Annotated in this window: 8 protein-coding genes; 3 read left to right on the top strand and 5 right to left on the bottom strand. The window is 69.6% G+C overall.

Annotated features, from left to right (window positions below):
- From ABF401_RS06230 to ABF401_RS06220, 3 genes are all read right to left on the bottom strand, one after another.
- The coding region (locus tag ABF401_RS06230; protein WP_353508675.1) for a ferredoxin reductase family protein at positions 1-1,182 on the bottom strand (1,182 nt) is incomplete at its 3' end.
- 144 nt (positions 1,183-1,326) lie between these two features.
- A complete protein-coding gene (locus tag ABF401_RS06225; protein ID WP_353508674.1) occupies positions 1,327-2,790 on the bottom strand; it encodes a vWA domain-containing protein in 1,464 nt (487 codons plus the stop codon).
- Between the two features lie 186 nt (positions 2,791-2,976).
- A complete protein-coding gene (locus tag ABF401_RS06220; RefSeq protein ID WP_353508673.1) occupies positions 2,977-3,942 on the bottom strand; it encodes a YhjD/YihY/BrkB family envelope integrity protein in 966 nt (321 codons plus the stop codon).
- Positions 3,943-4,013: 71 nt separating this feature from the next.
- Between ABF401_RS06220 and ABF401_RS06215 the strand changes: the two genes are divergently transcribed.
- Both ABF401_RS06215 and ABF401_RS06210 read left to right on the top strand, forming a co-directional pair.
- Positions 4,014-5,108: a winged helix DNA-binding domain-containing protein gene (locus ABF401_RS06215; RefSeq protein WP_353508672.1), complete on the top strand. Its 1,095-nt coding sequence runs from the start codon at positions 4,014-4,016 to the stop codon at positions 5,106-5,108.
- 275 nt (positions 5,109-5,383) lie between these two features.
- A complete protein-coding gene (locus ABF401_RS06210; RefSeq protein ID WP_353508671.1) occupies positions 5,384-7,126 on the top strand; it encodes an alpha/beta hydrolase in 1,743 nt (580 codons plus the stop codon).
- Between the two features lie 37 nt (positions 7,127-7,163).
- Here ABF401_RS06210 and ABF401_RS06205 read toward each other — a convergent pair whose 3' ends face one another.
- Both ABF401_RS06205 and ABF401_RS06200 read right to left on the bottom strand, forming a co-directional pair.
- Positions 7,164-8,045, bottom strand: a complete 882-nt coding sequence (locus tag ABF401_RS06205) for an alpha/beta fold hydrolase (RefSeq protein WP_353508670.1) — start codon at positions 8,043-8,045, stop codon at positions 7,164-7,166.
- A gap of 82 nt (positions 8,046-8,127) precedes the next feature.
- A complete protein-coding gene (locus tag ABF401_RS06200) occupies positions 8,128-9,342 on the bottom strand; it encodes a TIR domain-containing protein (protein ID WP_353508669.1) in 1,215 nt (404 codons plus the stop codon).
- A gap of 212 nt (positions 9,343-9,554) precedes the next feature.
- Between ABF401_RS06200 and ABF401_RS06195 the strand changes: the two genes are divergently transcribed.
- The coding region (locus ABF401_RS06195; RefSeq protein ID WP_353508668.1) for a putative immunity protein at positions 9,555-9,834 on the top strand (280 nt) is incomplete at its 3' end.

Raw genomic sequence — 9,834 nt, 5'->3', positions numbered from 1 at the left:
GGGGAGGTGGCGGGCCAGGATGTCTGCGTCGAGGAAGCCACTCTCCCCGTCCCAGTCCGGTGGCGGTTGCTCGAGGACGTGCACCACCGTCACGTTCGGTGTCCTGGAGAGCTCCTCGATGCGGTCGCGCAGGATGACGCTCTCCCAGCTGCGGTTGCCGGCGAACAGGACAACGGGACGGACGTCCCCCCGATCGACGAGCGTCTCGAGCATGCTCAGGGCGGGCGCGATGCCGACCCCTCCGGCGATGAGGCAGAAGCCGGCGCCTTCGTACTGGTCGATGGAGAACACCCCGTGCGGGCCGTCGACGTAGACGGTGGTGCCCGGCTCGACCGTGGCGACGCTCGACGTGAAGTCGCCGGCCGCCTTGATGGCCACCTCGACGCTCCCGTGCGATTCGGCGCTCGAGCTGAACGAGAACGGGTGGGACGTGACGGAGAACGGTGATCTGCCGACGGTGATCCACGCGAACTGGCCGGGTTCGAATCGCAGGCCGTCATGTCCGGCGGGGCGCAGCGTGAGCACCGTCGTGCTGTCTCGTTCCGGCGTGACGCGCTCGACCGTCCATGGACGTCGACGAAGCCGCAGTGGACGGATCAGGCGCACCCACCCGAGCAGCCAGAGGAACGCGGCCGTCATGATCGACCACAGCGCCTTCTTCCACGCGCTGTCGACGTAGTAGTCCACCAGCAGGACGTGCACCAGCGCCGCGACGACAGCGACCGCCGCGAGCACCGCGTGGAGGACCTGCCACACCTCGTAGGACAGACGGAGCCGCCGACGCCAGACCGAGCTCACCACGAGGATCACCAGGGCCGCCGCTGCCACTGCCCCGACCAGCACCCTGGCGGGCGTGTTGCTCGGAGTGAACGGGTTGGCCTGGCTCCAGTCGGCGGAGAGTGCCACGTGGACGAGGACGAAGAGCAGGCCGACGTACCCGATCTGCCGGTGGAAGTCGATGACCGCGTCCGTGCCGAACGGCTCCGCGACCGTCTTGACGCGGGCCACGAGCGCGAACTCGATGCCCAGCAGCGCCAGGCCGACGAAGCCGAGAGCAACCGAGAAGTCGGTCCAGAAGCCCTGCCCCGGCTGGGTCGTGCTCATCAGCGCCAGGGCCAACGGCGCCACACAGACGCCGATGAAGACGCCGAGCCAGGCGACACCGCGCACGACCGCCGTCATGGCGGCGTCACTCCAGGACCAACGCGATGAGCATGATCACTCCCGGGCGCCGTGCCTCACCTCGGACCTGCGGCGATGGTGCGGACGGCGCCAGCCTATGCCAGGTCGGGGTGGGCCCGAGTGTTTGGCCCTCGGCGCGCGAGTTCAGGTGGTGACGCGGTCGACGAGGCGGACCAGCTCCGCCACGTCACGATCACCATCGAGCGAGTCGGTCAGGGCGGCAGCCTGGTTCCGCAGGTCGGCTGGTCCGGTCCACCGTGACCAGGGACCGTCGGTGAGCCGGTCGGTGAGCATGGCGATGACGAGGTTCTGGCGAAGACGCGGTGAGGCTTGCTCGATGGTCGGGGCGCTCTCCGCGTCGCGGAGCTGCCGGGTGCGCTCGACCGGCTCGCCACTGGCGTCGAGGTAGCGGACCGTGGCCCGGACGAACGAGGCATCGAGCGAGCCCTCGCGCAGCTCGACGTCGTACAGGGCGGTCGTGGCGTGGCCGGCAAAGACCTCACCACCATCGACCGCGTCATTGCGGAAGTCGCGGTCCGCCACGTCGCGGTTCTCGTAGCCCAGCAGCCGGTATCCCTGCACGAGGTCCGGGTCGAACTCGACCTGAGCCTTGGCGTCACGCGCAGCCACGACGAGCGAGCCGGTGAGCCCGGTGGCGAACACCCGCTCGGCCTCGGCGGAGGTGTCGACATACACGTGCCAACCGTCGCCCCGGTCCGCGAGCTGCTCGAGCAGGTGGTCGTTGTAGTTGTCGATGCCGACACCGATCGAGATCAGGTTCGTCCCCGCCCGCGCCTGCGTGCTGATCCGCTCGAGGATGCCGCCGGGGCTGGTGTCGCCGACGTTGGCGACACCGTCACTGACCAGGACGACGCGCGTCATCCGGCCCTCCGTGTGCATGGACGCGGCCAGGTCGTAGCCGAGTGCGAGCCCGGCCTCCGCGTTGGTCGACGCCTGCGGGCGTAGGGAGTCGATCGCCCCGTCGATCGCCGGTCGGTCCGAGGCGGCGGTCGGTTCGAGGGCGACCTCCGCCTCCGTCGAGTAGCAGACCATGGCGACCCGATCCGTCGGCCGCAGCGACGCGGCAAGGGTTCGCAGGGCGATCTTGGTCGTGTCCATCTTGCCCGCCTCGTTCATCGATCCTGAGCAGTCCACGACGAGGACGAGGTCGGCATCGGAACGTGATTCGTCGTGGGGGTCCGCGCTGCTGATGCCGACCCGGACCAGACGATGGCCGTCGCGGAAGGGCAACGCGGCCGCGTCGATACTCACGTCGAGTCCCTCGAGCGGAGCCTTATAGCCCTGCTCGAAGTAGTTGACGAACTCTTCGGTGCGGACCTCACTCGGGGTGATCCGGCGGCCCTGGTTCACCGCGTCGCGGAAGCGGGTGTACGAACCGGTGTCGATGTCGAGCGCGAACGTCGAGAGCGGGTCCTGGTCCGGGTCGCTCACGGCGAAGTCACCGGTAGTCGGCACATCCCTGGGCAGGCGTCGCTTGTCCGGGGCCGGGTGGCCAGACACGCTGCCGCCGCGGTCGACTGCACCGCCCGCGCTACTACAGGCCGTCACCGCCAGGGCGATCACCACCGCGGTGGCAGCATGCGACATCAGCCTGCGATAATTGGGTGCTCCCATGGTGATGATCCCCTCGCGTCGTCCCCGACGTCTGATGGACCGACCGTAGAAGCGGATCGTTGCGAGAGACGGCGCCATTTATCGGGATGTGACCGGACCGATGACCCGTCGTGTCCGTTGAGATCCCGGCGTGATCGACAGGTGGCCGCAGCGTGACAATCAGGGCCTGACGGTGGTGACCGTGCCGGTCGTGCCGGTCGCAGCCTCCGTGCCGGTGATCTCGCCGGCATCCCGAGCCGTCCGGAAGTCGAACCACACCGCGTTGACGACCGCGCTCCACACGACGAGCTGCCCGAACAGCAACAGCCAGACGAGGATGACCGCGGCGATGCCGAGCGAGCCATAGAGCGCGGACGAGTGCTCGAACCGCGCCGGCAGGTACACCCTGCTGACCAGGTGCATGAGCGCGAGGCCCGCGCCGAAGAGCACCGCGCCGGGAACGAGGTCGCTCCATTGGGACCGCCGGTCGGGCAGCCGCACCAGCACTGCGAGCCAGCAGGCGCCGGCAATAGCGGCCTGCGCGACCAGCGACAGGAGGAAGCCTCCCGGCAGGAGGGCATCGAGGCGGGCGACCATCCGGGAGCTGAACGCGATGATCGCGACGAGCGTGACGAAGAAGAGGACAGAGACGATGAGCTGCCTCGTGTGGATCTTGAGGGCCGGCGCCGCCCACAGGTGGGCATTGACGAGGGCGAGCGCGCGCCGGAGCAGCATGGTGGCCCACAGCAAGCCGAACAGGCTGATGACGGCCAGGATCCACCACGAACGGCCGCCCTCCGACAGCGCCCGCAGCACCTCGGCCCGGGCCGCGCCGGTGATGCCGGTTGCGTCGGCGGCCGTCTCGTCGAGGCCGGCTCGTCCGAGGCCCGACAGCACCGAGATCCCGAGCACGATCGCGGGCAGCACCCAGAAGAAGAGGCGGAATGCGATGGCGCTCGCCAGCAGCATCCCCTGCCGAGCGGCGTACGTGGCCAGACAGGTCAGGGGAATGCCGTAGAGCGGCTGTCGCTGCGCCAGCTCCTCATAGCGTCGCCGGGCGGCCTCTGCGCGCGCACGGAACTGGTCGATGCGTCCCCCGGACGCCCCGACCGGCCTGCCGCCAGGTGGCTCGACGGCTGTGCCCATGACTGAGGATTGCACGGATGGAGGCGCAGGGAGGCGAACTTCGCAGACGGTGCCGCCGCTAGCGTGGTGACATGCCCCACGAGCCGCACGTCGTGAGCGCGATCGTGCGCCGGCGACTGGCGGTACAGCGCCTGACCAGTGCCCCTCTCGACTCCGCGGCCGACGTCGTCCGGCTCCTTCTCGGGGTCCAGTCCCAGGAGCGGGACCACGCCCTGTGGTCACTCGCGATGCGCACGCGGGGCGCGACGTTCGCCTCCGTCAGGGACGAGCTCGACTCGGGGGCCTTCGTCCGCACCCACATTTTGCGCCAGACGTGGCACTTCGTCCCTGCGCAGGACCTGCGGTGGCTCCAGCGCCTGACCTCCCCGCGGGTCGAGCCCAAGGAGCTGGCCTACGTGCGCAAGTACGTGCCCGCCGAGCGCGACCTGGACCGGGCGCTGCACCTGCTCGGCGAGGCCGTCGCAGGTGACAACCCATTGACCCGTAAGGAGATCGGTCAGGTCTTCGGCTCCGGAGGGCTGCCAGGGTCTGGCCCGGCCGTCGGGCACCTCCTGCTGGTTGCGGAGCTGCGCAACCTCGTGTGCGGTGGCCCCATCCGCGGCAAGGAGCACACCTACGGTCTCGTCGATGAGCTCGTCCCCCCGGCACCGGAGCGCACCCGCGACGAGGCTCTGGCCGAGCTCGCGACCCGGTTCTTCACCGGCCACGGACCCGCGGCCCTGAAGGACCTGACCCGGTGGGCCACCCTGACCGTGGCCGACGCGAAGCGGGCGGTCGCCGCGGCCGGCGACGCGCTCGAGCAGCTCGACGTCGACGGCACGCCGCACTGGTTCGGGCCGGCGGCCGTGGCTCCCGAGGCCGCCACCCGCCGTGAAGATGCCTTGCTCTTTCCTGTCTACGACGAGGCCGTGCTCACCTACCCGACCGTGGGCTTCACACCCGTCGACAGAGCGCCCGTGCTGCCGGGCCTCGAGCAGTGGTGGGGCTGGCTTGTCGTCGACGCCGCTCGGGTCGGGCTCTGGAAACGCACCGTCCACCGCGACCGCGTCACCGTCGAGACGCGACTCGCGCCACGGCTGGGACGCGGGCACCTGGCCCGCATCGACGCCGCGGTCGCGCGACTCGGGGCGTTCCACAGCCTCCCGGCCGTGCACCTCACCGCCTGAGCCGAGCGGGTGGCCGCGTTCCTCGGGAAACCAGCTCAGCGGCATACGAGGTGTGTCGTATGCCGCTGACCTCCACCCGCCTCCACGTGCCGTCCCAGCCCTCCCGGACTTGAGAGCCGGCATCAGTCCTCGCCGGAGGGCCACCCGCCCGTCGGCTTGCCGACTGAGTCGACCACTGCCCGGATCAGCCGCACCGACCCAGAAGGCGCATCCCCCACGGCGAGTTCACGTGCTTTTGGGCTGGGGGACGGCCCAGTGGCCGTAGGGTGAGGTCGTTGGACGAAGGTGTCCGGGAGGTCACGGTGGTTCGTGAGGCCGCGGGTTCGACCACGGAAGGTGCGTCGGGTTCAGCCCCGGCCGTGAGCGCGGAGCGGGCGGGGGTCGGGCTGTGGACCCGTGCCCTGAACCGAGCCGCCCTGACCCTGCCGGGGTGCTGGGGTGCCGTCATCTTCGCGGCCGTGTCGTTCACGCCGTCGTTGCTGCCGCGCGGTGGGCTCCTCCAGGGCATCGTGTGCGGCATCACCGCGGCCATCGGCTACGGTCTCGGCGTCCTCGCGGCGTGGATCTGGCGGGCCTTCGCCGACCGCGGCGTTCGCCCCACGCAACCTCGCTCGTGGCGGGCCTTCGCGGTTTCGGCGGGTGTGCTGCTCGGGGTCTCGTTCGGGTTCGGGCAGTACTGGCAGTACGAGATCCGGCGCCTCATGGAGATCGACGAGTACAACCTCGCCCTGGTCGTCGCGTCGCCATTCGTCGCGGTGCTGCTCTTCGCCCTGCTGCTCTTGGTTGGGCGCGGTGTCCGCCGGCTCTATCGCTGGCTCGCTCGTGCCCTGCGCCGGTGGATCGGGCCGCGCGCCGCGGCCGCGGTTGGCTGGGTGCTGGCCGCTGCGACGGTCTGGCTGCTGGTGAGCGGCGTGCTGCTCCAAGGGCTGTCGAACGCTGCCGACGAGGCCTTCGCCGTGCGGGACACGATCACCGAGGAGGGCGTCACGCAACCGACCACCGGGCTGCGGTCCGGTGGCCCGGGGTCCGTCGTGCCGTGGGACACGTTGGGTCGCGAGGGCCGCACCTTCGCCGCGTCGGGCCCCTCGGCCGATGACATCGAGCGCGTAGCACACCACACGGCCAAGGAGCCGATCCGAACCTATGCCGGCCTCGCATCGGCCGATGACGCCGAGACCCGGGCCGGCCTGGCCGTGGACGACCTCGTCCGCGCCGGCGGCTTCGACCGCGCCGACCTGCTCGTCATCACGACGACAGGCAGCGGCTGGGTCGACCCGGCCCTGATCGACAGCTTCGAGTACCTCAGCGGCGACTCGGCCGCCGTAGCCATGCAGTACTCCCATCTGCCCTCATGGATCTCGTACCTCGTCGACCAGTCCAAGGCACGCGAGGCGGGCCGGGCGCTGTTCGACGCCGTCTACGAGCGCTGGAGCGGACTGCCGGCCGACCACCGACCGAGACTGTTCGTCGCGGGGGAGAGCCTGGGCTCCTTCGGCGGAGAGACAGCGTTCAGCGGCGAAGCGGACCTGCGCAACCGCACCTCGGGCACCCTGTTCGTCGGGCCGCCGAACTTCAACACCCTCTTCCGTGAGTTCAGCGACCACCGCGACAGCGGCAGCCCCGAGATCCAGCCGGTCTACAAGAACGGCCGGACGGTCCGCTTCGCGAGCGACGCGAGCGCGGACATCCCGCCAGACGGCCAGCAGTGGGAGGGCAACCGAGTGCTCTACCTCATGCACGCGTCGGACCCGATCGTCTGGTGGAGCCCCAACCTCATCTTCACCGAGCCGGACTGGATCAAGGAAGCGCACGGGGACGACGTGCTCGACATGGTCTGGATCCCCTTCGTGACCTTCTGGCAGGTCACCGCGGACCTCCCCTTCTCCACGGGGGTCCCGGGCGGTTTCGGCCACAAGTACACGGAGGAGCAGGTCGACGCGTGGAACGCCGTCATGCGACCCGAAGGTGTCACCCCCGACGTCCTCACTGCGCTCCGTGACCTGATCGGCAAGGGCTGATCTTCTCGGAGCGCGGGATCTTTCCGGCTTGAGGTCGTCAGCGGACCGTGAGGCCGGCCGGATCGGGCAGCGGGGCCGTGTCGTAGACCTCGACCAGTTCCGCGCCGCGCTGCGCCAGAGGGCCGGCGAGCAGGGAGCCGCCCGCCAGATGTGCCTCGACCAGCTCGGCGATCAGCTCGGGGGAGCTGAAGTTCAGCGCGTGTGCTCCCGGGACCTTCACCGCCGTCACGTGCGGCATCTCGGCCAACACGAACGCGCGGGAGATCTTCACCAGGGGATCGCGCTCACCGACGATGACCAGGGTCGGAGCGTCCAGCAGGTGCAGGTTGTCGAGCGTCGGGTAGCGGGTCATCGCCCGGAACAGCGACAGGCTCTGCAGGGCGCCGAAGCGCAGATAGTCGCGAACGGCGATCGGCAACATCGACGGTGGTTCCCGCAGACCGTCCTGGGCCATCTGCCTCAGGGCATGCGCCATCGGCTGGTTGTTCGGGCCGCCGGCGGGAGACACCAGCACCGCGCTGGCGATCCGTCCCGGGAAGCTTGCCGCCACCTCGATGATGATCGGACAGCCCAGCGAGTTCCCCACGAGCACGGGCTTCTCCACCCCGACGACGTCGCAGTACCCGACGAGCGCGCGGGCCAGTCCGGGCAGGTCGAGCCCGTGCCTCGGGCGCAGGCTGCGGCCCATCCCCGGGAGGTCGGGCACGTAGGTCGGGTGCTCCGCCGCAAGCACGGCGGCGGTCGGCTCGAGGTAGGTCCCCGAGATCCCGAAGCCGTGCACATGAACGATCGGGACGCCGCTGTGATCGTGTCGGACATGGACGCGATGGAACAGCGGCAGGTGATCGACGATCAGCCACTCCGGCTCGAGCGGCGGCACCGGAACGCGGCCCGGGATCCGCACTCTGTCGCGCGACATGGGGCTCATCCTCGCGAACGTTTCGTGCGGTTTCGTCACCCGCGCCGGGTGACCCGGATCTGGCTCGCGGTCGATGGAGCGGCTAACTCGTGAGGACGAAGAACACTTGCCATTTGTCGCGGCACAGGGTCCCGTCACTGAGCGCATAACAAGGCCAGAGCTGCCACTTGCCGGCAGCATCCAGCAGAACTCGACCCTGCGCGGTGACCGATTCACCCGGCTCGAGCGTGGTTCCCTCGTTGACATCCTCAGTATCCCGGTTGGTGTTGGCCGGGTCTCGCACGCCGACAAAGGTATTGGCGAGCTGAATGGGCTGCTCGCCCACATTCTTCAGCGAATAGCTGACCGTCACCGTGTCACCCACCTGTGGGGGGTCGGGCTCTCGTCGGGTCACCGCCGTGAGGCCGCTCAACTGGAGACCCTCCGCACTGGTGACGATGCTGGAGTCGACGTCGATGCCGCCGCTGGGAGGGACTTGTCCGTCGGCTGCGCTCCCGTTCGGGGTCGACGACCGCAGCGAGTTCGCGACGATGACGGCGATCACGGCGATGAGCACGATCCCGGCGCAGATCGCGGCCAGAATCCACGGCCGCGTTCTGGGCCGCCTCGGATTCCCCTCCGGCCCTCCCCTCTCCAGGTCGGACGCCGTCCCAGCTGGCCTCGCAGCGTCTCCTTGCGCGGGACTGGACGCTGCGGCTGGTCTCGTCGCGTCCGGCACCGGCGTGTTCCGGCTCTCCACAGCAGCCGTGCTGACTGGCTCCGCAACCTGCACCGGCTCCTCTGCAGTGGCATCCTGTGCCGTGCGAACGTCGGCGAGGGTCCAGTCGACCACGCGGAACAGCCTGTTGGTGTCGAACTCGAAGCGGCTCGGGCTGAGTTCCAGGGCTTGGCGACGTACCAGACCGGCCAGACTGTCCGGCAGCTCGTCGGCGCTCGGCATGTTCGCGCCGTCGACCAGAATCGGGATGACGCGGACCTGACGCGTCAGCGCGGCCTCGATCTCCAGCCGGACAAAGTCGTCCGGATCGTCGATCCGCCGCCTTCCGTAGCTGTCACTGACCGTCAGCCACTCCTCACCGATCAGTGCGAGCAGGACGTCGCACGACCCGACCGCTCTGGTGATCACCTCGACGAAGTCGTCACCCAGCTGGATCGAGTCGACGTCCTTGAAGACTTGGCCGGCACCGAAGCGTTCGGCCAGCCGCTCATACAGCCAGCCAGCCGGGTAGGCCGTCTCCTCCCGACGGTAGCTGACGAAGATCCGACCCGTCGCAGCCGGCGGTGTGGGTTCAGCCATGTGGCCCTCCTCCCGCCCGCGAGTCCGGAGCGCCGGTTGCCGACTACTCCTCTACTAGAGAGGCTGAACCGGGATTCGCGAATACGCAATCGTTGTCCCGGTACGCATGCCGCGAGGTTCCGTGCCCACGCGAGGCGTGACTCCTTCCGCCCGGTGTCGACCGGTCAAGCCACCACGGACGGGTCCAGGGTCGGGACTGCGAGGCTGTGTACATGATCCTGTCCAAGGTCCGGGACCCGCGCCTGATCACGATCCGCCGAGGCGGCTTGCTCGGCGAGGCGGATCACCAGCTTCTGGCCCTGTGGGCCGCGGAGTGTGCGGAGCACGTGCTGCCTCTCTTCGAGGCGGAGGAGCCGACCGATCCTCGGCCTCGCAATGCGGTCGATGCGGCGCGCGCGTGGGCGCGTGGCGAGATGACGATGATGGATGCGCGAGCCGTGGGCGGTCACGCGATGGGTGCCGCGCGGCCGCTTCGAGGAGCTGCCCGGTTCG

The sequence above is a fragment of the Intrasporangium sp. genome (assembly GCF_040414665.1).
GTDB lineage: Bacteria > Actinomycetota > Actinomycetes > Actinomycetales > Dermatophilaceae > Intrasporangium.
This window is presented reverse-complemented; position numbering and strand designations above follow the sequence as displayed.

Excerpts from the sequence above, each read along its gene's own strand:
- ABF401_RS06215 (WP_353508672.1), top strand. The coding sequence starts at position 4,014 with ATGCCCCACGAGCCGCACGTCGTGAGCGCGATCGTGCGCCGGCGACTG.
- ABF401_RS06200 (WP_353508669.1), bottom strand. The coding sequence starts at position 9,342 with ATGGCTGAACCCACACCGCCGGCTGCGACGGGTCGGATCTTCGTCAGC.
- ABF401_RS06225 (WP_353508674.1), bottom strand. The coding sequence starts at position 2,790 with ATGTCGCATGCTGCCACCGCGGTGGTGATCGCCCTGGCGGTGACGGCC.
- ABF401_RS06220 (WP_353508673.1), bottom strand. The coding sequence starts at position 3,942 with ATGGGCACAGCCGTCGAGCCACCTGGCGGCAGGCCGGTCGGGGCGTCC.
- ABF401_RS06205 (WP_353508670.1), bottom strand. The coding sequence starts at position 8,045 with ATGTCGCGCGACAGAGTGCGGATCCCGGGCCGCGTTCCGGTGCCGCCG.